The organism is Bradyrhizobium sp. AZCC 1578 (assembly GCF_036924675.1).
GTDB lineage: Bacteria > Pseudomonadota > Alphaproteobacteria > Rhizobiales > Xanthobacteraceae > Bradyrhizobium.
Genome location: NZ_JAZHRZ010000001.1, coordinates 1,737,477 through 1,762,822, shown reverse-complemented (window position 1 = coordinate 1,762,822; position 25,346 = coordinate 1,737,477). Strand labels below are relative to the sequence as shown.

Below are 25,346 nucleotides of genomic sequence, written 5' to 3'. Positions count from 1 at the left end.
CACTGGAACAGCATGAACGAGACACAGACGGCCAGTGGCGGGACGGCAGGATCCCGGCTCGGCGATGAAATCGTAAGCCGTATCAATCAGCTCGGAATGATTTCCGAGACGCCGCAGCATCTGGCGAGGATCTTCCTCTCGCCTGAGCATCGCACGGCAGCCGATCTCATTCTGTCTTGGATGCGGGATGCCGGCATGGAAGCGCATCTCGACGCCATCGGCAATGTCTGCGGCCGTTACGAGGGCGACCGCCCGGGACTGCCCTGCCTGATGCTGGGCTCGCACTACGATACCGTGCGCGATGCCGGCAAATGGGATGGGCCGCTCGGGGTCATCACCGCGATCGCCTGCGTCGCCGATCTGAACCGGCGCGGCGTGCGGCTGCCGTTCGCGGTCGAGATCGTCGGTTTCGCCGACGAGGAGGGCGTGCGGTTTGCCTCGACGCTGCTCGGCAGCCGGGCCGTCGCGGGAACCTTCGACGCAAGCGTGCTCGACGCGCGCGACCGTGACGGCGTCTCGATGCGCGGGGCCATGGTGCAATTCGGCCTCGACCCCGGCCAGATCGGTGCGGCGGCGCGCACCCGCCGCGAGCTGCATGCCTATGTCGAGCTGCACATCGAGCAGGGGCCGGTGCTGGAACAGCAAAACATTCCTGTCGGCGTGGTGACGGCGATCGCGGGCGCCACGCGGCTCGCCGCAAATCTCTCCGGCATGGCCGGCCATGCCGGGACGGTGCCGATGGCGCTGCGGCGCGACGCGCTGGCGGGCGCTGCCGAATGCATCGTCGCGGTCGAGCAATTCTGCAAGGCCGATGGCGCCGGTCTGGTCGGCACCGTCGGCGTCATCACCGCGCTGCCAGGCGCCACCAACGTCATTCCGGGGCAGGTCTCCTTCACGCTCGACATCCGCGCGCCGGCCGATCCGCACCGCAAGCACGCCGTCGCCGAGATCGTGCAGCAGATCGAGGCAATCGCAAAGCGCCGTGAACTGTCGCTGCAGATCGACGTCACCCATGAGAACGGCACCGTGCCCTGCGCGCCCTGGCTGAAAGCGCAGGTCGCGGAAGCAGTTGCTGCCGAAGGCTATGGCGTGTTCGAACTGCCGAGCGGGGCAGGGCATGACGGCATGGCAATGATCGATATATCAGATGTCGCCATGCTGTTCGTGCGCTGCCGCGGTGGCATCAGCCATAACCCGGCCGAGCATGTCGAACTTGCCGACGCAGATGCGGGGGCGCGCGTATTGCTGCGGCTGATCGAGAATTTCCAGCCGAGCGAACCTAGGACGGATTAACGCAGCGTAATCCGCCGCTCGCCTAAGTCGCCTTACGTTCTGAGCACCGCTGCCACGTCCATTTGTGACAAGCAGGTGACATCATAATTCATCTGACAGAAAGACGAATCGACGATGTCATGAGTAGCAACACGTGATAGTCGAAACCACGAGACCTCGTTGATCCAAGCCTATGCATCGTCATATTTCATTTTCATCACATCGCGAATACCGGTTTTATCAGGGTCCGTTTGCCTCCTGTGTCGCCAACGGTATTCAGGCCGTCAATTTTCTCGGTGATCGCTTCCTGAGAAGGTATCGCCCATCGGCCGGGATCGAGGAGCTGTACGCGCACTCGGTCAACAGTGCCTTTTCTCCGACGGAGGACTTTCTGGTCACGGGGGCGCCGCACGCATCCGCCTATTATCCCCGGGACTTTGCCTGGTTTTATCCAGACGTACTCGATCCCGAGACCATCCTGGATTCCGAGGATGCCGTCCGCAGGGTTCGCTTGCTGGACAAAAGCGTCCGGCTGATGTTGGAGGCCGTTCGCTCCGATGTCGTCACGACGACCATCGTTCCCGCAGGCAACGATCGTTACATCGGCGTCAATTACTTCTCGCTGCCGTCGGATACGCTGCTGGGCATTCTCGCGGGTCTGGAGCAGATTATGCGCGCGGACCAAAGGACATCTTCGTATTTGGCGATGGCGCAAGGCGCGCATGCCGGCCGCTTGTTGCTTGGCGAGTATCGGAAGGACCTGGAGAAAGCGATATTTCAACTTGCCGGCTCGTTGCAGCCGTTCGACGACAACGGCCTCACAGCTTTGCTGTGCGACGTAACGGCACCCCGTTCCGCGGCGACGGATACCCGGGCCGAGCGCCGGCGGTTCGTCACCAATGCATGCGTCTACGCGACCTTTGTGCGCGGAATACGGTTGGGGGTGATCGACCAGATCGAGCTGGAAGGGCTGCTCGGACGCACGCTTTCACAATATAAAAAGCAGTTGCTCGGGCTGTTCGGCAAGCATGGCTATATCACGCATTCCCTGGATTCCCCGAGCGAACCGGGGGCGTCTTCCGTTGCCCTGGACTTCGTCAATGTGCACCAGGGATTTTGGGATCTGAGCGAGGTAAGCGAACGCGCGCTATTCGCAGCCACGACGGATCTGATCCTTGGCGAACCGCGGTTTCGAATCCCGGATACATCACACTTCCTGGTGTCCACGGATAACCCGCAGAACAAGGTGATCCACAAGATTGCGGCTCCGGCCTACCAGGGGCGTTCCTGCTGGCCGACGTTTAACGTCGAATTCGCCGATCGCATGCTGGAGTACGATGAATTTTCCGGCACCGACAAGTACCGGTCCTGCGCCCGCGATATATTGAGGGACATCCGTCGCGCGACCGAAACGCACGGCGGCTATCAGGAGCTTCTATCCGAAGAAGGTCAGAAATATCGCACATGGGCCTATCAGAGCGCAGTCGCTCACTCCTGGTTTCCGCGTTTTCTGACGGTCTGGAGCAGAGCATTCGGGACGCCGCTGCTGAGCTGGAATTCGCAATCTCTTGAGGTGGCCTCTGCATAGCGAGGCGATGCCCGGCGCCAGGACAGACAAGTTGTCGTTCAGCACGCGCAATTGCGGTTTGCTTAGATAGTGAGCAGATGCCCGTCCAGAATGCGTTGGACGGAAAGCGCACCGCCTCAGCATCGACAATCAACGAATTGAAACAACGATCAATTTTGTCGCTGTCGGCCACCGGTCGCCATTGTACACAATGGCACGCGCCTTGCTTGATTTCTCCCGAGGGGTTCTCTCGTTCGGGGCGCGTACGTCATGGCGAACTCAAGTAAGCTCGCAGCGGATCCGGAGCCGATCGAGCTCGACTGGGCAGCGACCGCGCTTCTCATCATCGACATGCAGCGCGATTTTCTCGAGCCCGGCGGCTTCGGCGAAACGCTCGGCAACGACGTCAGCCAGCTCGCGCGCGCGGTGAAGCCGATCGCCGCCGTGCTGGAAGCGGCGCGCGCGGCCGGCATGCTGGTCATTCACACCCGCGAGGGCCATCTGCCCGACCTTTCCGACGCGCCGCTGGCCAAGGTCGAGCGCGGCGCGCCGTCCTTGCGCATCGGCGATCCCGGCCCGATGGGACGCATTCTCATTCGCGGCGAACCCGGCCACGACATCATTCCCGAACTCTATCCGCTCGACAGCGAAATCGTGATCGACAAGCCGGGCAAGGGCGCCTTCTACGCCACCGAGCTCGGTGACGTCTTGCAGCGCTACGGCATCGAGAACCTTTTGGTATGCGGCGTCACCACTGAGGTCTGCGTCAACACCACGGTGCGCGAAGCCAACGACCGTGGCTATCGCTGCGTGGTGCTGGCAGATGGCTGCGCCTCCTATTTTCCCGAATTCCACGAGATGGGCCTGAAGATGATCAAGGCGCAGGGCGGCATCTTCGGCTGGGTCTCGGATTCAGCTGCGGTGCTGGACGCACTTTCACCGGAGATTCCAACAACGGCAGCAGCAGGGGGATTGCGATGAGCACGAGCGCAACGGGGACATCAGGTACATCCACTTTCAAGCCGGCGCTGTGGACGCCGGGCGACTGGAACGCGCTGTTCGGCTTCGGCACCAACATCCTCGTCAACATGCTGGTGCTGACCGGCTTGCTGCGCTTCGTGCTGAAGATGCCGGACAATATCGTGTTCGGCCGCATCCTGCCGGCGCTCGGCCTCATGATGTGCCTCTCGACGTTCTATTACGCATATCTCGCCTACAAACTGGCGCAGAAGACCGGCCGCAACGACGTCTGCGCGCTGCCCTCCGGCGTCAGCGTACCGCACATGTTCATCGTCACCTTCGTAATCATGCTGCCGATCACGCTCAAGACCGGCGACCCCGTGAAGGGCTGGTCGGCCGGCCTGGTCTGGGTGTTCTTCCAGAGTTTTATCCTGATGATCGGCGGTTTCATCGCGCCCTACATCCGGAAAATCACCCCGCGCGCGGCGCTGCTCGGCACGCTCGCCGGCGTCTCGGTCACCTTCATCTCGATGCGCCCGGCGCTGGAAATGTACATGACGCCGCAGATCGGCCTGATCTGCTTCGCCATCATCCTGGTGAGCTGGTTCGGTGGCGTGAAATATCCGAAGGGGATTCCGGCAGGCCTTGTCGCCATTGCCGCCGGCATGCTGATCGCGTGGGGCTCGAACCTGTTCGGCCTCGGGCTCGGCGGGTTGAGCCTGAAGGGCCTCAGTGATGCCTTTGCCAATTTCGGCTTCTCGGTACCGCTGCCGGCCTTCGGCCACGTCTTCTCCGGCTTCGAATTCCTCGGCATCATCCTGGTGACCGCGATCCCGTTCGGCATCTACGACCTCGTCGAAGCCATGGACAATGTCGAAAGCGCGGAAGCCGCCGGCGACGAATATCCGACCACGCGGGTGCTGACTGCCGACGGCGCCGTCAGCCTGATCGGTTGCCTGATGGGTAATCCCTTCATCAACGCTGTTTATATCGGCCATCCCGGCTGGAAAGCGATGGGCGGGCGGATCGGCTATTCGGCCGCGACCGGCGTCATGGTGGTGCTGCTGTCGTGGTTCGGCATCATCTCGGTATTGCTGGCGCTGGTGCCCGTGGTCGCGATCTCGCCGATCCTGCTCTATATCGGTATGCTGATCGGCGCGCAGGCGTTCCAGACCACGCCGCTCAAGCACGCTCCCGCGATCGTGCTCGCCTTCACACCTCATCTCGCCGCCTGGGCAAAACTGCAGATCGACACCATGCTGGGCTCGACGATCGCTGCCGCGCAAACCGTCGGCGGTCTCGCGGCCGACAAGGTCGATGCGGTTAAGACGGCCGCCATCGGCGCGCTGCCCCAACAGGGCGTGCTCTATCGTGGGCTGGAAGTGATGGGCGGCGGCTCGATCCTCACCGGCCTCGTGCTGGGCGCAATTGGCGTGTTCGTGATCGAACGCGACTTCATGAAAGCGTCAGCCTTTGCGCTGGCTGGCGCGATCATGACCTATTTCGGCTTCATGCACGGCGAAGCCGTCGGCATCGGCGGCGGTCTCGGTGTCACGCCGGGCGTGGCGCTGGCCTATGCCGTGATGGCGGCGGGACTGTTTGCGCTGGCGAAGACGAGTCCGAGCGTGGATTACAGCGCACATCCGGAGCTACCTGCGGCAGCGCCCGCGGAGTAATCGGCCGTCGCGTCCGGGACGCGAGCACTCCGACTTACCCCTTAACGAACACCAGCATCGTGCCGTTGCCCTCTGCCGGCGGCACCACAACGCCATCAGCACTCTTCACGCCGACAGCGCCGAGCGCCTGTTCCGCCGCCGCGAGATCGGCCGCGATCACCAGCCCCGCGCCGCCGCGCTCGGGCAGCCCCGTCAGCGGAACGCCAGGGTAGCGTGTGCCGAGCTGGGTCTTTGTCAGGAATATGAAGTCGGCGCGGTCGCCGCCTGAGGGGACCGCAATGACGCCGTCTGGTTCGACCAGTGCCTCACGATCGATCATGCTCGCAAGTTGCGCGGCGTCATCCGCCGGCTCCGGCGTGACGATCAGCACCTGCTTCAGGCGCTTGGCGCCATTGGCGTGCTTCATCAATTCGGGAATCCAAACCGTCTCGCGCGTCTTGTGCTGGCAGGCAAACATGCGCACGCCGCCCGGCGCTTCCGCCGTCGGCCATTGGAAGATGCGAAACTTGGCCGCGGATACCGTGCCATCCGGCATCGTCACGGGACGTTCGAAATCGGTCGGTCCAATCGGCGGATAGCCGCGCGCGCGAATTTCTTCCGCGCCTTCGGCGGAATCCACCGCCGTGAACGCGATGCGCTCGATGCCTTCGCCGTTCTTTTCCAGATATGTCCGCGCCGGAGCATTATGTTCTGTCGGCGTCAGCACGCCGAGCAATTCCATATAGTCGGGGTCGAACATGATGGTGTAGTTGCCCGATCCCATATGTGCGCTGTGGGTGCCGCGCGGCGACACGGTGAAGCCGAGCCGCTTGTAGTTTTCGGCGGCTTTGTCGAGATCTTTCACCATGACCACGGCGTGATCGATTCCGATGATGTTTTTGAGTGCCACTCTTTTGTTCCCTGAGGCTCGTTAGCGGTCTAAGCTAATCAGAACGATCAGTAGCCTGCAAGAAAGGATCATGATGAACACGAGCAACGTCCGCTGGCCCGATTCATTGTGGGCGGCCGTGACGCCATCGGGGCCTGATTTGCCGGAACTGATCGGCTCGCAGCAGGCCGATGTGATCGTGATCGGCGGAGGCTTCACCGGACTTTCCACCGCGCTGCATCTGCGCGAAGCGGGCGTCGATGTCGCGATTGTCGAAGCCGCGGAGCCGGGCTGGGGTGCATCGGGCCGCAACAATGGCCAGGTGATCCCGACGCTGTCGCGGCCCGATCCGGAAGATATCATCGCCAGGCACGGTGCGGCCGGCGAACGTTTCGTCGGCATGTTGCGCGACAGCGCTTCTCATCTCTTCGACGTGACAAGGCGCTACAGGATCGACGCCGAGGGGGAACAGGCCGGCTGGGTTCAGCCCGTGCATTCGCCCGGCCGCATCAAGATCGCGGAACGGCGGGTGCGGCAGTGGTTGAAGTTCGGCGCGCCCGTTGAGTTGCTGTCGCGCGAGCAGACACGCGAAATGCTCGGCTCCGATGCATGGTTCGGTGGCTTCTGGAACAAAACCGGCGGCCACATCAATCCGCTGGCGCTGGCCCGTGGCCTCGCGCGCACCGTGCTCGGCCTCGGCGCGCACATTTACGCGCGCTCGCCGGCGGAAAGTTTTGAACGCCGGGGCGGCCGCTGGGTCGTCAAAACCGAGAAGGGCGAGATTTCCGGCCGCGCGCTAGTCGTGGCGAGCAATGCCTATAGCGGCGAGTTCTCCAGATCGCTGGTGCCTGAGATTACGCGCGAGGTGATGCCGGTGCTGTCGTGGCAGATGGCGACGCAGCCGTTGTCGGACAACGTCCGAAAGATCATCATTCCCGGCCGGCAGGCGATGTCGGATACCCATGGCGAACTCTATTTCGCGCGCTACGACGCGCGAAACCGCCTGGTCACCGGCGGCGCGGTGATTGGCCCCGGCAACAAGGTGGAGCGGATCAAGGCGCGCGTCACCGAACGCCTGCAGCGGCTGTGGCCGCAGATCGCCGAGGTCTCGTTCGATTATGTCTGGAACGGTTATGTCGGCATGACCACGGATTTCCTGCCGCGCATTCACAAGCTCGGGCCCAATGCGTTCGGCTGGACCGGTTGCAACGGCCGCGCCGTGGCGCTGACGATTCCGCTTGGCAACGAGCTCGCAAAGGCCGTCCGCGGCGTGCCGGAGAACGAACTGGCACTTCCGTTCACCGAGCCAGTGCCGATCGTCGCCCACGGCATTTTGCGAAAACTGGCGCCGCTGATGCTGCTGGTCTACCGCCGGCGAGATGCCAGGGAGATGGCGTGATCTTCTCCCTCTCCCCCGCGAAAGGGCGGGAGGGAGCAACTACACCGCCGCCGTCGCGTGCTCCCGCGCAAACTCCCCGCCGGGGATCGAGTCGAGCAGCGCGCGCGCATACGGATGCTGCGGATTTCCGAACACCTCCGCCGCGTGTCCGTGCTCCACCACCTCACCATCCTTCATCACCGCGACGAGGTCGCAGATTTGCGCCGCCACGCGCAAATCATGCGTAATGAAGACGATCGAAAGCCCGAGCCGCGCCCGCAATTCGGCGAGCAGCGTTAACACCTGCGCCTGCACGGAAACGTCTAGCGCCGACACCGGCTCGTCCGCCACCAGCACGTCCGGCTTCAGCGCCAGCGCCCGCGCAAGTCCAATACGCTGGCGCTGGCCGCCGGAGAATTCGTGCGGGTAGCGGTCGCCGGCGGAAGGATCCAGCCCGACCAAACAACGTGCTTACTGGCCGATCAATCTGCGCATTTTGTCCTGTCAGAAAGCAAATCAGGGCTCGCCCCGGTAGGGGCAAAGACCCGAGGGCAGGGTCAGATTGTCCGGAAGGGGGGCCCGGGGTGCGCTGATTCCCCATAAAAATAGGGCTCCGGACGGTTTCCGATGCCAAAAACCCCGGAAAAATTGGACGAATCACTGCAACTCGACTAGCGAGATAGTTGTGCAGAATGTCGGAAACCCTGTTTTTTAGGCGGTTTCCGACATATCGTCGCCTGTGCCAGAATCAATGGAGCAACCATGGCCACCCAAATGTCTAAGTCGCAGCTCATCGAGAAGATCGCGACCACCACCGAAGTTTCGAAGAAAGAGGTCAAGAACGTGATGGACACGCTCGTTGACGTCGGCCACAAGGAGCTGAAGAAGAACGGAGTGTTCCTCGTTCCCGGCTTCGCGAAATTCGTCGTGGTGAAGAAGCCGGCGACCAAGGCTCGGAAGGGCACCAACCCCTTCACGGGCGAGGAAATGATGTTCAAGGCCAAGCCGGCTCGCAAGATCGTCCGGGCCCGCCCGGTCAAGGCCGCCAAGGACGCGGTTTAAGAAAAAGCGAAAAGGCCCCTGGCGACGGGGGCCTTTTTGTTTTGTTTACCTCGCCCCGCTCTTGCGGGGAGAGGTCGCCGCGCTTACGCGGCGGGTGAGGGGCGCGCTCTCCGCGTACTCCGATCTTTCGAATTTGCCGAAACAGCCCCTCACCCCAACCCTCTCCCCGCAAGAGCGGGGCGAGGGAGAAGATGCAGCAGCGCAGCTCGCTCTTACACCACCGGCGACCGCCCGCCATCGACATTGATGGCGGTGCCGGTGATGAACGAGCCCTGATCGGAAGCGAGGAAACAGGCCAAATTGGCGAATTCCTCCGCTGTGCCGATGCGCCCCAAAGGCGTGCCCTTGGCGAGATTCTTGGCAAACACCTCGAAATCCATTTCGGGTGCCTGCGCGGCGTGGCGCTTGACCCATTGATCGCTCATGATCAGGCCGACCAGCATGGCGTTCACCAGGATGTTGTGCTCGCCGCCTTCGCTCGCCATCACCTTGGTCAGCGCCATGCCGGCCGCCCGTGAGACCGAGGTCGGCGCCGAGGAGGCCGCCGGCGCCTTGGCGTAGGTGTTGAGCACGTTGATGATGCGGCCCCATTTGCGCGCCTTCATGCCCGGCCAGACCAGCCGGCTGAAGCGGATCGCAGCGAATAGTTTGAGATCGAGGTCTTCCTGCCAGGCCTCGTCGGAGATGTTCTCGAACGCCATTGTCCGCGCGGTGCCTGCATTGTTGATGAGGATGTCGACCGGGCCGAGGTCGGCGACAATCCTTTCATGCGCATTGCCGATGTCTTCCGCCTTCGAGACGTCGCAGACGTAATCGCGGACCTCCAGTCCGTCCTTCGCAAGCAGCTTTCGCGCCGCCGTCAGGTCGGCTGCGCCGCGCGCGAGGATCGCCACTTTGGCGCCGGAGGCGGCAAAATCGCCGCGCGACGGCGAGGCCAATGCCCTTGCTGCCGCCGGTGACGACGGCGACTCTGTCCTTCATCGTGACTTGCATGTGGTTCTGCCTGTGCGTTGAGCTGGAACGGGTCGAGTGAACCACATTGTTGCCGTGCCTCATCGCAGCGTCAACGCGCGCTCTTGCGCGATGACGAACGCGTGAGGGGCGGAAATACCATGCGGGTTGGCCGGCACTTTCGAAAAGGATTTTCCCCGTTTGCCGCCACCGGGAACGGCAATGTTGCTATTTTCGAGCGCGCCTTGTGGGGTTCGGCGGCCGCGCCAAGATCAAGCAGAACAACAATGGAGTCCAGGAGACCACCATGGGCCTGCAGCAAGCAAAACTCGAATCGCTTCCCTTCGTCACCGCCGAGCTGAACTATCTCGCGCCGACGCCGGGAAAGCCCCGCACCTACGCCTTCGATCCGCCGCCGGGCGAAGCCAAATCCACCGCGCTGCCCGAACCGCACAACGTTCCGATCTTCGACGCGCGCCTGATCGCGGCAACCCTTTCGCTCGACCGCGAAGGTTTTGCGCTGGTCCGCCATCCCACCATCGTCAGGAATTTCTACGACGATAAGGAAGTGAGGGACGTCTACTATCCCGCCGTGGAAGCCTTCCTGAAGGCGACGCTCAAGGCCGACCGCGTCTTCATCTTCGACCACACCGTACGCAAGCGCGTGGAGGGCGCCGCCGATATCAGGGGGGCTGGCCCACGCCAGCCGGCCACACGCGTCCATGTCGACCAGACCGACAAATCAGGCGCCAACCGCGTGCGCGAACATCTGCCGGATGAGGCCGACGAGCTTCTGAGGGGACGGGTGCAGGTCATCAACGTCTGGCGGCCGATCCGGGGTCCGTTGCGCGATACGCCGCTTGCGATGTGCGACGGCCAGTCGGTGGAGCCGGGCGATCTTGTCGCTTCCGACCTGATCTATCCGAACCGCAGCGGCGAAACCTATTCGGTCAAATACAATCCGAATCATCGCTGGTACTACATTCCGGAAATGCGGACCGACGAGGCGTTGCTGTTGAAGTGCTACGATTCCGCAACCGATGGCCGCACGCGGTTCGGGCCGCATACCGCCTTCATCGATCCGACCACGCCGGCCGATGCGCCGCCACGCGAGAGCATCGAACTGCGAACGCTGGTGTTCCACAGGACCTGATCGCTGCGAGCAGCGGATTCGCGTTCTCAACATATTGGTGCTACCTCGCCCCGAACCGGTTTTGGGGCGAGACGGCTCATGGACGACGGCAAGGCCGACGGTGCGGATGTCAATTTCCGCGCCCTGATTTTTGCGCTGCTGGCGCTGGCCTGCGGTCACATGTTGTCGACGCTGCTGCGAACCATTCCGGCCGTCAGCCTCGACGTGATGGCGGCCGATTTCAAAACGCCCTCGCAGACGCTGGCCAGCCTGACCTCGATCTATCATTTTGCCTTTGCCGCTTCGCAGATTCCGGTCGGCGCAGCGATGGATCGGTTTGGCGTGCGGCCGGTGTCGCTCGGTCTGCTGGCGGGAACCATCGTCGGCGCGCTGGCGTCGGGTCTGGCCACCGGGCCGGAGGGCTTTCTGTTCGGCCAATTTCTGCTCGGGGTCGCCACCTCGGGCATGCTGATGTGCCCGATGACGCTGGCGGCGAAGCAGATGTCGGCGGCACGCTTCGGCCTTTGGTCCGGCATCATTCTCTCGATCGGCAATATCGGCATGCTGCTGTCGTCGAGCCCGCTGGCCTTCGTCGTCGAACATTTTGGCTGGCGCGCGGGGTTTTGGATCTCTGCCGGTTTCGGCGCTGCCGTTGCGCTGGCTGTATTTCTGCTGGTTCCGAAACAGCCGGCCGCGCATGCCGATCCGTCCTCGCCGCTGTCGCAGATGGCCGATGTCCTGCGCATCGGCCTGTCGCGACCACTGCGCGGCCTGATCGCGCTGGCGCTGGTTTCGCTCGCGGCCTCGCTGGTGATGCGGGGCTTGTGGGGCGGCCCGTGGTTGATGGAAGTCAAGGCGCTCGGCCGCATCGAGGCCGGCAACGTGCTTGGCCTGTTCACGCTGGCGCTGATCGTAGGCCCCTTGTTGATGGGCATTCTCGATCGCACCATCGGCCATCGCCGCGAAGTGCTGGCCGCGACGCATTCCCTTGCGGCGTTGCTGCTAGCCCTGGCAGCGGCCGGCGCGCCCAACTATCCACTGTCCGAGTTGCTCGGCGTAAAGGCCGTGCCGGCGCAGATCGATGGCGCGCTATTTGTCATGATGGGCATCGCGATATCGACGCAGCCGCTGCTCTTCGGCATGACGCGGCAAATGGCGGGCGCGCAGAACGCCGGCAAGGCGCTCTCTGCGATCAACCTCGCATTCTTCCTCGGCGCCGCACTGATGCAATCGACAACCGGCGTAGTGGCAACGATCTTCGGCCTTCCCGCAGTGCTGCTATTCATGGCCGCGGCCTTGATAGTCGGGGTGATTGTGTTTTTGATGTACACGTAGGATGGTAGAGCGAAGGGAAACCCATCGAACGGCAAGTAATAACGGCACCGAATGTCCGCCAAGATCGATCCCATCACGCGTTCCGTCGTCCAGCATCGCCTCAGTTCGATCGTGAAGGAGATGGGCGAGGCGATGCTTCGCACCTCCTATTCGCAGATCCTCAATTCCAGCCGCGATTTCTCGCTGGCGATCTGCGACACCAGCGCACGACTGATCGCGCAGGCTGATCACTTACCTGTGCATGTCGGCGCGCTGCCCTGGGCGACGCTCGCGGTCGAAGAGCGGTTCAAGGATGTGAAGTGGGGCGATGTCATCCTGCTCAACGATCCCTATTATGGCGGCAGCCATCTGCCTGATTTGACCGCCTTCGTGCCGGTGTTCGACGGCGAGCGGCGGCTGCTCTGGACCATCGTGCGCGCACACCAGAGCGACATCGGCGGCGCCACCCACGGCGCTTATAACCCCGCCGCGACTGAGATCTATCAGGAAGGGCTGCGCGTTCCGCCAATCAAGCTCTATGAAGCGGGCAAGCTCCGCGACGATCTGCTTGACCTGCTGGCGCTGAACATTCGCAACCCCAGAGAGTTCCGCGGCGACCTCGCGGCGATGCTCGGCGCGGCGCATCTCGGCGAGCGGCGGTTGTCGCGACTGTTCGCCGAGTTCGGCGCGCCGGTGGTCGAAGCCGCGGTGGAAGCCATCCTCGACGCGACCGAGCAGCAGACCCGCGCGGTGGTCTCGACCTGGAAGGACGGCGTGTTTTACGGCGAGGCGTTTCTCGACGACGACGGCCATGGCCGTACCGATATCCGCATAGCCGCCAAGGTCACCAAGAACGGCAGCGACGTCGAAGTCGATCTCACCGACTCCGATCCGCAATCGACCAGCTTTGTGAACTCCTCGCACGCCAACATGCAGGCCGCGGTGGCGATGGCGTTTGCCTATCTGATCGATGCGGAAATCCCCAAGAACACCGGCGCGCTGCGGCCGCTGAAGGTAATTGCGAAACAGGGCACGGTGGTGTGGGCCGATCCGGGCCGGCCGGTGACGCTGTGCACCAGTCATCCGTCCAATGAAATCGTCGAGGCCATCGTGAAAGCCCTGTCGGCGTCCTGCCCGGAGCGCGCAATGGCGGGCTGGAGCCGGCGCTTTCGCATCGCGATCCAGGGTGAGGACCCGCGCACAGGCAAGAATTTCATCTGGCACCTGTTCCAGGCGCGGCCCGGCGGCGGCGCGTCGTCGGGCGGCGACGGTTGGTCGTCGATCGGCGAATGGCACTCGGTCGGCGGGCTGAAGTTCGGCAGCCTGGAGGTGGCCGAAGTGCGCTTTCCGCTGCATTTCCGTAACCATGAATTCCGCCCCGGCTCCGGCGGCGACGGACAGCATCGTGGCGGCCTCGGCGTGTCGCTCGATCTGGTGCTGGAGACGGAAAAGCCAGCGAAGGGCAATACCGCCGGCGACGGCGCGCGACACGGTCCGTGCGGCATGCTCGGCGGTGAGGACGGCAAGCCGCACCATTATCGTCTACTCTCCGAGGGGCGCGAGCCGCGCGTGCTGCGCACCAAGGAAGTCGGTATCGAGCTGCGCCCCGGCGATTGCCTCGAAATCCGTTCCTCCGGCGGCGGAGGCTGGGGGCCGCCCGCGAAACGATCGGCGGATGCGCGGCGGCGCGACCGCGAGCAGGGCTTCACCGAAGTCCCGACGGAGCGGGCGTCCTCATGATGTTCAGGATAGGCGTTGACGTCGGCGGGACCTACACCGATCTAGTGGCCACGGACGAGACCGGACGAACCGTATTTGCAAAATCGCCATCTACTCCGGCGGATCAGTCGATCGGCGTGATGGCAGGGCTGGAAGAATTGGCGCGACGGCTCAACGTCACGCGCGCGGACATGCTCGCGGCGACCGATCGCCTCGTGCACGGCACGACGGTCGCGACCAATGCGCTGCTGGAGCGCAAAGGCGCCAAAGTCGCGCTGATCACCACCGAAGGTCATCGCGACGTCATCGAGATGCGCGAGGGACTCAAGCCCGACCGCTACGATCTGCGCTCGCCGCCGCCGGCGCCGCTGGTGCCGCGCGACTTGCGGTTCGGCGTTCGGGAGCGGCTTCGGGCCAACGGCGAGGTTTTGATTCCGCTCGATGCGAAATCGCTCGATGACGCCATTGCCGGCATCAGGCAATCGCGCGCGAGCTCGGTCGCGGTGTGCTTTCTGCATTCCTATCTCAACCCGGTTCACGAACTCGCTGCCGTCGAGCGGCTGAAGCAGGCGCTGCCAGATATCAGCATCTCGCGCTCCAGCGACGTGCTGCCGCAGATCAAGGAATATGAACGCGTCTCGACCACGATCGTGAACGCCTACGTCGAGCCGATCGTGCGGCGCTATCTGACCAATCTCGAAGCACGGCTCGGCGAGGCCGGCTTCAAGGGCAGTCTCTTCGTGGTGCTGTCGCATGGCGGCATGGCGCCGGTCGAGGAAGCTTCGCGCCTTGCCGCGGGCACGGTGCTGTCAGGCCCCGCGGGCGGCATGTCCGGCGGACGGCGCTGTTCTGATCTGGTCGGCATTCCCGATCTGGTGCCGTTCGACATGGGCGGCACCTCCACCGATATCTCGCTGGTTTCTGGGGGACAGGTCTCGCTCTCAGCCGACGGCATGCTGGCCGGCCAGCGCATCGCGCTGCGCAGCCTCGATATCGCCAGCATCGCCGCGGGCGGCGGCTCGATCGCGAGCGTCGATGCCAGCCGAACCCTGCGGGTCGGGCCCGAAAGCGCGGGCTCGGTACCTGGCCCGGCCTGTTACGGCAATGGCGGCGAGGCTGCCACCGTCACCGACGCCAATGTCGTGCTCGGCTATCTCGACGCCGCAGCCTTCATGGGCGGCAAGCGCCCGCTCGACCGCGCAGCGTCGGAGGCGGCCGTCGACCGCATCGCGGCAGCGATGGAGCTGTCGCGCATCGAGGCCGCCGCCGGCATCTACCGCATGATCAATTTGAACATGGCCGACGGCATCCGCCTGATGACGCTGCGCCGCGGCGTCGATCCGCGAAAATTTGCGCTGTTGAGCTTCGGCGGCGCGGCGGGCCTGCACGCGGCGGAGGTCGCGCGCGAGCTCGAGATCAAGCGCATCATCGTGCCGACGGTGGCGTCCGTGCTGTCGGCCTGGGGCATGCTGACCAGCGATCTCCGCTATGAAGTTAGCCGCACGCATTATGGCGCCGGCGCGCGCATCTCGGCCGACGAAGTGCGCGGGCTGTTTGCCGGACTGGAACAGCAGGCCGCCGGCCGGCTGCGCTCATGGTTCGATGGGCCGATCGCAATCGAGCGCTCCGCCGAAATGCGCTACGGCGAGCAGATCTTTGAGATCGACGTCTCGCTCGACGGTCTTGACTGGAATGCCGCCGATCTCGTCGAGCAGATCGAGGACCGCTTTCACGTCAGGCACGAGGAATTGTACACCTACGCCTCGCGCGGCCAGGAAGTCGTGTTCGTCAACGCGCGCGTGGCAGCGGTCGGTGAAGTCCAGCGGCAGGACGAGGGCGCGCGGGAGAGCGCAGCATCCAGCACCTGTTCGCCACGCAGCCGGCGGCAGGCCTTCTTCGGCGGCTGGCGCGAAGTCCCGGTCTACGCGCTCGATGACCTGCAGCCCGGCCACACTTTGGCCGGACCCGCCATCATCGAGGCCGAGACCACGACCGTTGTGGTCGATATCGGCGACCGCGTCGCGGTGAATACGCTGGGATGGCTGGATATTACGCTCCGGTGAAGCGGAGAGCGTAGGGTGGGCAAAGGCGCGCAAGCGCCGTGCCCACCATCGATCCGCGAGGATGAAGGGTGGGCACGCTGAGCCTGTCATCGGGCGCGCATTTCGCGCGACCCGGTGGCTTTGCCCACCCTACGCGGCCACGCGGCCAACATTTGATTTCGACAATCTCGTCATGCGCGCTATCATTGCGGCCGCTGGGTTAGGCGTCACAAACTCCCTGTAGTTTGGAGGCCATGTTGATGCAAATAATAACAAAAGCCAGACTGGCGCTGTATTCCGTCGTCGCAATGTTGGCAGTCGCCGCCCTGCAGCCGGCCCGGGCTGCCGGCGTGACCGACACCGAAATCCGCATCGGCAACATCATGCCCTATACCGGCCCGCTTGCCGCGTTCGCTTCGATCGGCAGGGCGGAGGCCGCCTATTTCGACATGATCAACGAGCGCGGCGGCATCAACGGGCGTAAGATCAGGTTCATCTCCCGCGACGACAGCTCAAATCCGAGAACGGCGGTCGAGCATACCCGTGAGCTGGTCGAGCAGGAGCGAGTGCACCTGATGTTCGGATCGTTTGGCACACCGACCAACCTGGCGACGCGAACCTATCTCAACGAGAGAAATATCCCACAGCTCTTCGTCGCCTCCGGCGACGAGGAGTGGGCGCATCCCAAGCGCTTTCCGTGGACGATGGGCTGGCAGCCGACGTTCCGGGCCGAAGGCCGCATCTACGCCAATTACATCCAGGCCGCCTATCCGAGCCGGAAGATCGCCGTGCTCTGGCAGAACGATCAGTTCGGTCGCGATCTGTTCCGGGGATTGCAGGAGGGGCTCGGCATCACCGCCAACATGATCGTTGCTGACATCGCCATCGAGGCTGATATGTCGATCGATACCCAGGTCGACATCCTCAAGAACTCGGGCGCTGACGTCCTCGTGCTCAACTGCGCACCGCCGATCTCGGCGCGTGCCATCCGTAGAGCGGCTGAATTGGGTTGGCATCCGGTGCTAGTGCTGGTCAATGCGGCGGCGTCGATCGCGAACGCGCTGCGGCCGGCGGGGCTGCAGAATTCCGTCGGCGTGATCTCCACCTCGTTCCTGAAGGACGCCAGCGACGCCACCTGGAAAGATGACCCCGCCATCAAGGAATGGCTGGCGTTCATGGATAAGTATTATCCTGATGGCGACAAGGAGGATGGCAATGCCATCTTCGGTTACGCGGCGGCCGAGACGCTAGCGCGCGTACTGATCCAATGTGGCGACGACCTGTCGCGCGAGAACATCATGCGGCAAGCCGCATCCTTGCGGAACTACCAGAGCACGGTCGCATTTCCGGGAATAGCGATCAACACCGGGCCGTCGGACTTCCATCCGATCGAACAGATGCGGCTGGTGCAGTTCGACGGCAATTCCTGGCAGCCGATCGGCGACGTCATCGAGAGCGCGTTTCTGGGCGACAAGTGAATGTAGGAAATTTCACTCTGTCCCCACCCTGAGGGGGCCGCGCAGCGGCCGTCTCCAGGTGCGATGGCTCGGCCGGTGGCCGTGCATCGTTCGAGACACGCATTCCGCGCTCCTCTAGATGACGAGTCTGCTAGAGCATGTACCTATGAAGGCGAAGAAGTCGGCCGTTGGGAGCTAAGCAGAAATTTTCTGCTCGCGTGGTGCATTACCGCCTTCGGCCCCTACACGGCCAATCTCGACCATGCACACGGCCAAGACCCAATTCGTTCGCCAGCCACAACGGAACCGTTGCCTCTTGAGGCCCCTCGCGTATCACCGGCACTACGGGCCCGCCGCAAGGATCGACCCGGTCGTCCTCAGGGCGATAACGATATCGTGGAACGATATTGTAATCCCAGTAGGGAGTTGGCCTTACGACGGGCACCCTGATGATGGGCCTTTCCCGTGGTTCACGAACGACTTGGGCCGTCTGCGCATGCGCTGCGGTACCAAACGTGCCCAGGTTATACAGGACCAGGGCCGTTCCCAAAGCTACGATCGTTATCCTCATGCCTCGACCTCCTCGCCATACAGCCTTAACGCAACTCGGACGAGTTCGCGCCGCTGTTGGGGTATATGGGACATCAAAGACACCTGAACCGCAACGTTCGATTTTATTTATGTAGACCGGCGGCCCATTTGGCTTCGCTAAGCCGCGCCGCGCGGCCTTGGGCGCCTTGCCGCGGCCCAACGCGGCCCATAAGCACTGTCCGTTTTTGCGTCGTTGTCAGCACTATGGCGGACATCGAACGCGCCTGGTCTGCGCGCCGCGATTGAGTACACGTCCTGGTGTGCGCTACTGCAGAATCGCGTCGCCTATTTCTTCTGCCCGTAATTCAACAGCCCGCCCTTGCTCTTCGGCGGATGGGCGCGCAGGCCCTCCTCGTTGGGCTCGGTGCCCCAGCCCGGGCGGTCCGGCATGATGAGATGGCCATCGACGATCTCAGGCACATGCGTGAACAATTCATGGTCCCACGCCAGGCGATCGATGTCGGTTTCCATGATGCGCAAGTTCGGCACCGCGGCGGAAAAATGCGCGTTCTGCATGGTGCAGAGGTGGCCGTAGAAATTATGCGGGGCGACGTTGACCTCGAAATGCTCGGCGGCTGCTGCGATCTTCATCGATTGCCACACTCCGTTCCACGGCGTGTCGATAATGGCGACGTCCATCGCCTGTTCATTGAAATAGGGCAGGAACTCGCGCAGGCCCAAGAGCGTCTCGCAGGATGACACTGGATGCGGGCTCTGGCGGCGGATGTAGCCCAGCGCCTGCGGGTTGAAGGTGTCGATCTCCACCCAGAACAGGTCCATGTCCTTGATGGCGCGCAGTATCTTGAGGTAGCCCTCGGTCTTGGCATTGAAGTTGAGGTCGAGCAGCAGATCGACATCGGGGCCGGCGCCGTCGCGGATTGCCTCCAGATGCATGCAAAGATTGCGCAGCACTTTGCGATCGACGTTGATCTCGGGTTCGAACGGCGAACCAAAGCCCGGCCGCCAGCCTTGCGGCTTGCCGTCGGTGTAGACGAAGATGTTGGTCTTCATCGCCGTAAAGCCTTTTTCGCGCACCTCGTTGCCGATCGATTTGACGCCATCGAGGCTGGTGATGGCCGGCTTGAACCAGTCGGGATGGTTGATGCGCCAGGTCGCGCAGTGCGACCAGTAGAGGCGGATGCGGTCGCGGATCTTGCCGCCGAGCAGTTCGTAGCAGGGCACGCCGAGCGCCTTGGCCTTGACGTCGAGCAGCGCATTCTCGAGAGCCCCAAGCGCCAGCGCCACCACGCCGCCCGCGGCCGGCCGCGTCGCGGCGAACAGTTCGGCGTAAATCCGCTCGTGCTGGAACGCGTTCTTGCCGACGACGCGCGCGCCGAGCCGCTCGATCGCCGCCGTCACGCCGGGCGCGCCAAAACCCTCGTCGTACTCGCTCCAGCCGACGATGCCGTCCTCGGTCATGATCTTGACGAAGTGGTAGTTCCGCCATCCGGCGTCGCAGGCGAGCGTTTCGACGCTTCTAACGGTGGTGGCTTTTTTCATGATTTCCTGCCCCGGGCTTGTTGTTGTGGTTGGCTGATAACAACAATGGATCGGCGGGATCGTCAATTGCAGGGCAGCGCATAAGGCACGGCATGGCCTGCATGGTTCGCCCGGCGATACGAAGCATCGTCCGGAGACGCGCCCGAAGGTCCGGCTCAGCAACCTACGGAGCAAATAGCGTCGGCTTTCGCCGCTCGAACACCTGCCGTCCGTTCTTGAAGCCCATCAGCACATCAGGCAATTCCGCAATCGCGTTTGTCCCGCTGTCGGTATCGAGAATGATCAGGTCCGCCGGATTGCCCACCGCGACGCCGTAGTCGCGCAGGTTCATCAGCCGTGCCGGCAGCTCGGTCACGAGATCGAGGCAGGCGTCGAAATCGCTGATCCCGGCATGTGCGACATTGGCGTAGAAATTCGCCATCCGTAGCAGCGAGGCGTCGCCGAACGGCGTGAAGGGATTGAGCACATTGTTGGTCGCCACCGAACAGAGAACGCCATCTTCAACCAACTTGTGCGCCACCGTCAGCCCGCGCGGCGCGTTATGCGTGGCGTCGCGGCCCATCAGATAGAGATCGGTCGCGGGCAGCACGGTGACGGCGACGCCGGATTTCGCCAGCCGCGCCGTTGCCGCCTTCAGCCGGTCCGGCGGCAGCGCCGATAATTTGGTGGCGTGACCGATCGCGACGCGGCCATGGTAATTGCGCCGCTCGGTCTGCCTGCAGACCTCGTCGAGATGCCACCAGGACGGATCGAGATCGAAGTCGAGGTGCAGGTCGATATCGACATCGAATTGCTGCGCGAGGTCGAAGATCTTTTCGAGATGCGTGTTCGGATCGGTGTCCATATAGGGGCAGCCGCCGATCACCTCGCCGCCGTCGCGCAGGGCCGCAATGAGCAGTTCCTCGGCGCCGGGATCGTTGGTCAGGCCCTCCTGCGGAAACACGCAGATCGAAAGATCGAGCGCCCAGGCATAATCGCGCTTGAGCGCTTTCACCGCCTCAAAACCGCGCAAGCCGATCCGCGGATCGATTTCGACATGGGTACGCATCCGCGTGGTGCCATGCACGATGGCGCGCTCGATCACGCGCGCGCCGCGGGCATAGACGTCTTCCACCGTGAAATCGCGCTTCATCGCGGCGACCGCGGCGATGGCTTCGCTGACGCTGCCATGATTGTACGCGCAGCGGCCGAGCAGGCAGGCCTTGTCGAGATGGATGTGGGCGTCGACGAAGCCGGGTAGGGCAAGCTTGCCGCCGACCTCGATCTCGGCTGCTTCGCAGGCAAGCCGGGGTTCGATGGCCACGATACGCCCGCCGGCGATGCCGATATCGACAGGCGTCGCCGAGGTTCGCGTCCTGGCGTTGCGGAAGATCAGGTCAAAGGCGGTTTTGGTGTTCATCAGGCGTCGGGCTGGAGAAGGTCTCAACCTATCGGAAGCGGGGGCGCCGGGCAGCTCCAGATTGTGTGCAATTGGAAGGCTGAACTGTTCAAAATATGTGCATGCAGTTCGTGGGCTGAACTGTAGTATCCCTGGCATCAGGAGAAGCCGCCATGTCTGTCGCCGCTAAAACCGAAGTGAAGGGAATGTCCGACGCCGAGGTGGTCAAAGCCTACCTCACGGCATCGATGATCCCGGATCCCGATGCGGCCGTGGCCTACATGAAGCCGGGCACGATCATCACCTTCACCGGTGGACGTGAGTTCGACCATCCCCGCGGCCCGACCGGCTTCAACGCGCGGCGCTATCGCTGGGTCAAGAAGAGGATGGACCGCTTCGACGTCTGCCCGGGCGCCGAAGAGACCGTCGTCTACAGCATCGGCACGCTCTACGGCGAATGGCTCGACGGCACGCCGTTCGAAGGCAACCGCTATGTCGATCGCTTTGTGGTCAGGGCTGGGCTGATCGTGAAGATGGACGTCTGGAACGACAGCGCCGAGCGGATTTTGGTGCAGATGGGGATTGAGGCGTGAGGTCGTTCCCCGGATGCTGCCAGCGCGCCGCACTTGCGGCGTGGTGCGCTGCTGATCCGGGGCCCACCCGCTGCTGCCGTGGGTCCCGGCTCTGCGGAGCAGCGTTTCTCGCTGCACCGCGTCCGGGACACGTCGCCCTACCTCCCCCTTACCACCTTCGGCAGCTTCACCACCCGCTCGCTTCCGCCTTCCTCGGCATAGGGCGCCAGAATATCCAGCAAATCGCGGCCGCGCGGCGGGGCGGGGGCTACCAGCGCGCGGCTGGCCACCGAATCCAGGTGGCTGTGCATCAGGCTCATCACCTTGGCCTCGTCGCCCTTGACTAGCGCGGCGATGATTGCGCGGTGCTCGTTGATCGCGCATTCCGACGAATGCGGGCGGCTGTAGAGCGATAGCGTCAGGCAGCAGCGATAGGCGACCTCGCTGACGTAACGCACCAGGATCGGACTGTTCGTCATGTTGGCGAGCAGGATGTGGAATTCCGTCGCGAGGCGGATCGACACCGCATCCGAGCCGTCGCGCGCGCGATCCTCGGCATCGACATGGGCGTTGAGTTCGGCAATCTGGCTCTTGGTCAGCTTGCCGGCGAGTTGCCGCACCACCAGACGCTCGAGTTCGATCCGGATATCAAAGGCATCGCGCGCTTCCTGCCAGCTCGGCGTCGCCACCACGGCGATCCGGTTGCGGCGCAGTTCGACGAGACCTTCCGCTGCCAATTGGCCCAGCGCATGCCGCGCAATGGTGCGGCTGACGCCGAACCGCTCGCCGAGCGAATCTTCCGGCAATTTCGCGCCGGGCGCCAGCGCCTGCTCGATGATGGCGCGGCGCAGCGCGCGGCAGATCACGCCGACCTTGTCGGATGGGATAGCAGTCTTGCTGGCGGGGCGGGGCGCCATCGGCGAATCCTGGACGGGTGCTTCGAATGGGTCCTCTTATCACAATCGCCGACTGATTGTGCGCCTCAATTGCATGCACTTTGAGGGCGGAATTGCACAAAAGGAATCCGCCGGATCGGGCGGCAAATCGCAGCCCCCTTGATTTCAAAGGCAAGTTTTGCTGGCATCCGGTTTGCATGCACTTCCAGCCATGATGCGCATGCAACCACATTCCGAATTTCAGGGCACGCCGGTTCCGGGCTCCGCAGCTCCGATAGCGATCGAACTGTCGGAGGCTTCCGTCACCTTCGGCCGCGGCGCCCGGGCGGTGCCGGCCCTGTCCACGACAAGCTTGCGGATCGCCGATGGCGAGTTCGTCGCGCTGGTCGGGCCGTCCGGCTGCGGCAAGTCGACCATCCTGCGGCTGGTGAGCGGCCTGGTGCAGCCGACATCGGGCGTGGTCATCGTCGGCGGCCGCGAGGTGGCGGCGCGCGCTTTGCGCGTCGGCATGGCGTTCCAGAATCCGACCATGCTGCCCTGGATGACGATCGAGCGGAACATCATGCTGCCGCTCAAGATCGTCGAGCCGTTCCGCTCGCAATTCCGCAAGCTGCGCAAGACCGAATTCCGCGACAAGGCCAATGCGCTGCTCGAGCAGGTCGGCCTCAAGGGGTTCGGCAACCGCTACCCCTGGCAACTCTCCGGGGGCATGCTTCAGCGCGCCAATCTGTGCCGCGCGCTGATCCACGAGCCGCGCATGCTGCTGCTAGACGAGCCCTTCGGCGCGCTCGACCAGTTCACGCGGGAAGAGCTGTGGTCGATCCTGCAGGACCTCTGGATCGCGCACAAGCCGACCGTGCTCTTGGTGACGCATGATCTGCGCGAGGCTGCCTTTCTCGGCGGCCGCATCTGCGTGATGAGCGCGCGTCCGGGCCGCATCCTCGATGACAGCCGCGTCGACTTCGCCCGGCCACGCACCGTGGCCATGACCTTCGAGCCGGATTTCGTCGCGCTGAATCAGAAACTGCGCGCGTTCATCGAGGATGCCCGTACCGCGTCAGCGCAGGGAGCAGCCTGACATGCCCGATCTCGATTATCGCCAGAAAGCCTGGTCGGCGGCACTGATCGTGCTGTTCTTCGTCGCCTGGGAATTGTTCTGCCTGATATCAGGCATGTCCGACCTGGTGCTGCCGCGTCCCTCGCAGGTATTCGTCACGCTGGTCGAGAAATTCCCCATCCTGTGGCCGCATATCCTGCAGACGCTGGCGACGACGATGGTCGGGTTTGTTCTTGGCGTCGGCCTCGGCGTCGTATTGGGCGCGGTGATCGGCGTCTCGAAAACCGCGTATGATACGGCCTATCCCCTGCTGGTTGGATTTTCCTCGATTCCGAAGGTCGCCGTGGTGCCGATCTTCGTGCTGTGGTTCGGCTCCGGTTCGGTGCCGGCGGTGCTGACCGCGCTCTCGATCTGCTTCTTCCCGATCGTGGTCAACATCGCGACGGGACTGGCGACGACCGAACCCGAACTCGAAGACGTGCTGAAAGCACTCGGCGCCAGCAAGTTCGACATCCTCTGGAACGTCGGCTTGCCCCGCACCATGCCGTTCTTCTTTGCCTCGCTGAAGGTCGCGATCTCCTACGCCTTCGTCGGCGCGGTATTGTCGGAGACCGTCGCCTCGAACCGCGGCATCGGCAACGTGATGATGACCGCGTCCTCGAATTTCAATGTGCCGCTGGTATTCGCCGGCCTGTTCGTGCTCGCCGGCCTCGGCGTCGCGCTCTACGTGATCTTCTCGGTAATCGAGGGGCGCGTCACCGGCTGGGCCACCCGCAAGAACGACATGATCGCGACATGAAGGTTTTCGCCAACCGCCATCCAACCCCCGTCGAGGAGAATACGATGTTAGCCAGAGTAAGCGCCGTGCTGTTGGGAGCCGTCTTGTTTGCCGGCGCCGCCAATGCCCAGGAGACGACGATCAAGTTCACGCTGGGTTGGAAAACGCAAGGCTCGGATGCCGCGTTCTTCTACGCCAAGGACAACGGCTTCTTCAAGGAAGAGGGCCTCAATGTCGTGATCGATCAGGGCGAGGGCTCCGGCGCGACGGTGACGCGCATCATGTCGGGCGCCTACGACGCCGGCTTCGGCGACGTCAACGCCATCATCCAGAACGCCTCGACCAAGCCGCAGGACGCGCCTGTGATGGTCTACATGATCTGGAACCAGCCGCCGTTCGCCATCGTCACCAAGAAGACCAGCGGCATCAACACCATCAAGGACTTTGAGGGCCGCACGCTCGGCGGCGCGCAGGGCACGCCGACGACGCGGTTGTTGCCGGTGTTTGCCAACAAGAACAAGCTCGAGGGCGAGAAGATCAAGATCTCCAACATGGCGCCGAACCTGCAGGAGCCGATGCTGATCAAGGGCGATATCGACGCGGCGCTCGTGTTCAACATCACGAGCTACTTCAACCTGGTGCTGAACCGCCAGGATCCCGACAAGGACTACAGGTGGTTTTCGTTCGGCGATTACGGCCTCGATCTCTATTCCAACGGAATGATGGTGTCGCGCAAGCTGCTGGCGTCCAACCCGAAGGCCGTCGCCGGCCTCGTCCGCGCCGTCAACAAAGCCGTTATCGCGATCGCCAAGGACCAGAATGCCGGGATGAAGGCCGCGTTGAACTACGACAATCTGATCAATGCCGAGGTCGAGAAGCGTCGCCTGCAGTTTTCCTTCGACAAGCTGATCGTGTCGCCCGAGATGAAGGAGATCGGCGTCGGCGATGTCAAGGACGACCGCATGGCCCGCGCCATCGGTATCATCGTCGAAGGCTACCAGCTCGCCCGCGCGCCGGCGCCTGCGGAGATTTTCTCCCGCGAATTCCTGCCGCCGCGCGCCGAGCGGGAGTTGGTGTATACGGCGAATTAACAACTGGTATATCCGTTCGTCATTGCGAGCGAAGCGAAGCAATCCATGTCGCCGCACGGGGATGGATGGATTGCTTCGTCGCTTC

20 protein-coding genes and 1 pseudogene are annotated in these 25,346 nt (G+C 63.3%); 15 read left to right on the top strand and 6 right to left on the bottom strand.

The genetic code is table 11. The features are described 5' to 3' along the window. Window positions 1–12 precede the first annotated feature (12 nt). From V1290_RS08850 to V1290_RS08835, 4 genes are all read left to right on the top strand, one after another. Window positions 13–1,293 (top strand): allantoate amidohydrolase, encoded by a 1,281-nt coding sequence (locus tag V1290_RS08850; RefSeq protein WP_334364042.1) that lies wholly within the window; start codon window positions 13–15, stop codon window positions 1,291–1,293. A gap of 172 nt (window positions 1,294–1,465) precedes the next feature. Further along, the gene (locus tag V1290_RS08845) at window positions 1,466–2,860 is read left to right on the top strand and encodes a hypothetical protein (RefSeq protein ID WP_334364041.1); all 1,395 of its coding nucleotides are present in this window, start codon (window positions 1,466–1,468) and stop codon (window positions 2,858–2,860) included. Between the two features lie 249 nt (window positions 2,861–3,109). Beyond that, window positions 3,110–3,820, top strand: coding sequence for a cysteine hydrolase family protein (locus V1290_RS08840; protein WP_334364040.1), 711 nt, complete (start codon window positions 3,110–3,112; stop codon window positions 3,818–3,820). After that, on the top strand, window positions 3,817–5,475 hold the full coding sequence (locus V1290_RS08835; RefSeq protein ID WP_334364039.1) for a regulator: 1,659 nt from the start codon (window positions 3,817–3,819) through the stop codon (window positions 5,473–5,475). The genes V1290_RS08840 and V1290_RS08835 overlap by 4 nt, the downstream gene beginning before the upstream one ends. A 34-nt stretch (window positions 5,476–5,509) precedes the next feature. Here the strand turns inward: V1290_RS08835 and V1290_RS08830 are convergent, their stop codons facing one another. Beyond that, window positions 5,510–6,364, bottom strand: a complete 855-nt coding sequence (locus tag V1290_RS08830) for a VOC family protein (RefSeq protein WP_334364038.1) — start codon at window positions 6,362–6,364, stop codon at window positions 5,510–5,512. A gap of 73 nt (window positions 6,365–6,437) precedes the next feature. On the opposite strand from V1290_RS08830, the gene V1290_RS08825 reads away from it, so the two are divergent. Then, window positions 6,438–7,742: an NAD(P)/FAD-dependent oxidoreductase gene (locus V1290_RS08825; RefSeq protein ID WP_334368973.1), complete on the top strand. Its 1,305-nt coding sequence runs from the start codon at window positions 6,438–6,440 to the stop codon at window positions 7,740–7,742. Window positions 7,743–7,781: 39 nt separating this feature from the next. Here the strand turns inward: V1290_RS08825 and V1290_RS08820 are convergent. Further along, a pseudogene (locus V1290_RS08820) lies at window positions 7,782–8,183 on the bottom strand (ATP-binding cassette domain-containing protein); the annotation flags it as partial. 300 nt (window positions 8,184–8,483) lie between these two features. Between V1290_RS08820 and V1290_RS08815 the strand changes: the two are divergent. Next, on the top strand, window positions 8,484–8,783 hold the full coding sequence (locus V1290_RS08815; RefSeq protein ID WP_057851696.1) for an HU family DNA-binding protein: 300 nt from the start codon (window positions 8,484–8,486) through the stop codon (window positions 8,781–8,783). Window positions 8,784–8,995: 212 nt separating this feature from the next. Here V1290_RS08815 and V1290_RS08810 read toward each other — a convergent pair whose 3' ends face one another. After that, a complete protein-coding gene (locus V1290_RS08810; RefSeq protein ID WP_334364037.1) occupies window positions 8,996–9,721 on the bottom strand; it encodes an SDR family oxidoreductase in 726 nt (241 codons plus the stop codon). A gap of 320 nt (window positions 9,722–10,041) precedes the next feature. On the opposite strand from V1290_RS08810, the gene V1290_RS08805 reads away from it, so the two are divergent. From V1290_RS08805 to V1290_RS08785, 5 genes are all read left to right on the top strand, one after another. Further along, window positions 10,042–10,887: a CmcJ/NvfI family oxidoreductase gene (locus V1290_RS08805; protein WP_334364036.1), complete on the top strand. Its 846-nt coding sequence runs from the start codon at window positions 10,042–10,044 to the stop codon at window positions 10,885–10,887. Window positions 10,888–10,965: 78 nt separating this feature from the next. Beyond that, a complete protein-coding gene (locus V1290_RS08800) occupies window positions 10,966–12,201 on the top strand; it encodes an MFS transporter (protein WP_334364035.1) in 1,236 nt (411 codons plus the stop codon). A 51-nt stretch (window positions 12,202–12,252) separates the two neighbouring features. Further along, on the top strand, window positions 12,253–13,920 hold the full coding sequence (locus V1290_RS08795; protein ID WP_334364034.1) for a hydantoinase B/oxoprolinase family protein: 1,668 nt from the start codon (window positions 12,253–12,255) through the stop codon (window positions 13,918–13,920). Continuing rightward, a complete protein-coding gene (locus tag V1290_RS08790; RefSeq protein ID WP_334364033.1) occupies window positions 13,917–15,962 on the top strand; it encodes a hydantoinase/oxoprolinase family protein in 2,046 nt (681 codons plus the stop codon). The genes V1290_RS08795 and V1290_RS08790 overlap by 4 nt, the downstream gene beginning before the upstream one ends. Before the next feature lie 239 nt (window positions 15,963–16,201). Continuing rightward, window positions 16,202–17,419 (top strand): ABC transporter substrate-binding protein, encoded by a 1,218-nt coding sequence (locus V1290_RS08785; RefSeq protein ID WP_334364032.1) that lies wholly within the window; start codon window positions 16,202–16,204, stop codon window positions 17,417–17,419. An 855-nt stretch (window positions 17,420–18,274) separates the two neighbouring features. Here the strand turns inward: V1290_RS08785 and V1290_RS08780 are convergent. Beyond that, window positions 18,275–19,489 (bottom strand): mandelate racemase/muconate lactonizing enzyme family protein, encoded by a 1,215-nt coding sequence (locus V1290_RS08780; protein ID WP_334364031.1) that lies wholly within the window; start codon window positions 19,487–19,489, stop codon window positions 18,275–18,277. Between the two features lie 163 nt (window positions 19,490–19,652). Next, complete coding sequence (locus V1290_RS08775; RefSeq protein WP_334364030.1) at window positions 19,653–20,888, bottom strand: amidohydrolase family protein; 1,236 nt, start codon at window positions 20,886–20,888, stop codon at window positions 19,653–19,655. A gap of 152 nt (window positions 20,889–21,040) precedes the next feature. Here V1290_RS08775 and V1290_RS08770 point away from each other — a divergent pair, with 152 nt between their 5' ends. Further along, the gene (locus V1290_RS08770) at window positions 21,041–21,460 is read left to right on the top strand and encodes a nuclear transport factor 2 family protein (RefSeq protein WP_334364029.1); all 420 of its coding nucleotides are present in this window, start codon (window positions 21,041–21,043) and stop codon (window positions 21,458–21,460) included. A 137-nt stretch (window positions 21,461–21,597) separates the two neighbouring features. Here the strand turns inward: V1290_RS08770 and V1290_RS08765 are convergent, their stop codons facing one another. Next, on the bottom strand, window positions 21,598–22,356 hold the full coding sequence (locus V1290_RS08765) for a GntR family transcriptional regulator (protein WP_334364028.1): 759 nt from the start codon (window positions 22,354–22,356) through the stop codon (window positions 21,598–21,600). Window positions 22,357–22,549: 193 nt separating this feature from the next. Here V1290_RS08765 and V1290_RS08760 point away from each other — a divergent pair, with 193 nt between their 5' ends. Genes V1290_RS08760 through V1290_RS08750 form a run of 3 tightly spaced genes read left to right on the top strand, consistent with a single transcriptional unit; the run spans window position 22,550 to window position 25,261 of the window. Then, the gene (locus tag V1290_RS08760) at window positions 22,550–23,413 is read left to right on the top strand and encodes an ABC transporter ATP-binding protein (RefSeq protein WP_442893765.1); all 864 of its coding nucleotides are present in this window, start codon (window positions 22,550–22,552) and stop codon (window positions 23,411–23,413) included. Window position 23,414: 1 nt separating this feature from the next. Beyond that, entirely contained in the window at window positions 23,415–24,191 is a 777-nt protein-coding gene (locus V1290_RS08755; protein ID WP_334364026.1) for an ABC transporter permease, read from the top strand. A gap of 44 nt (window positions 24,192–24,235) precedes the next feature. After that, window positions 24,236–25,261: an ABC transporter substrate-binding protein gene (locus V1290_RS08750; protein WP_334364025.1), complete on the top strand. Its 1,026-nt coding sequence runs from the start codon at window positions 24,236–24,238 to the stop codon at window positions 25,259–25,261. Window positions 25,262–25,346: the final 85 nt, after the last annotated feature.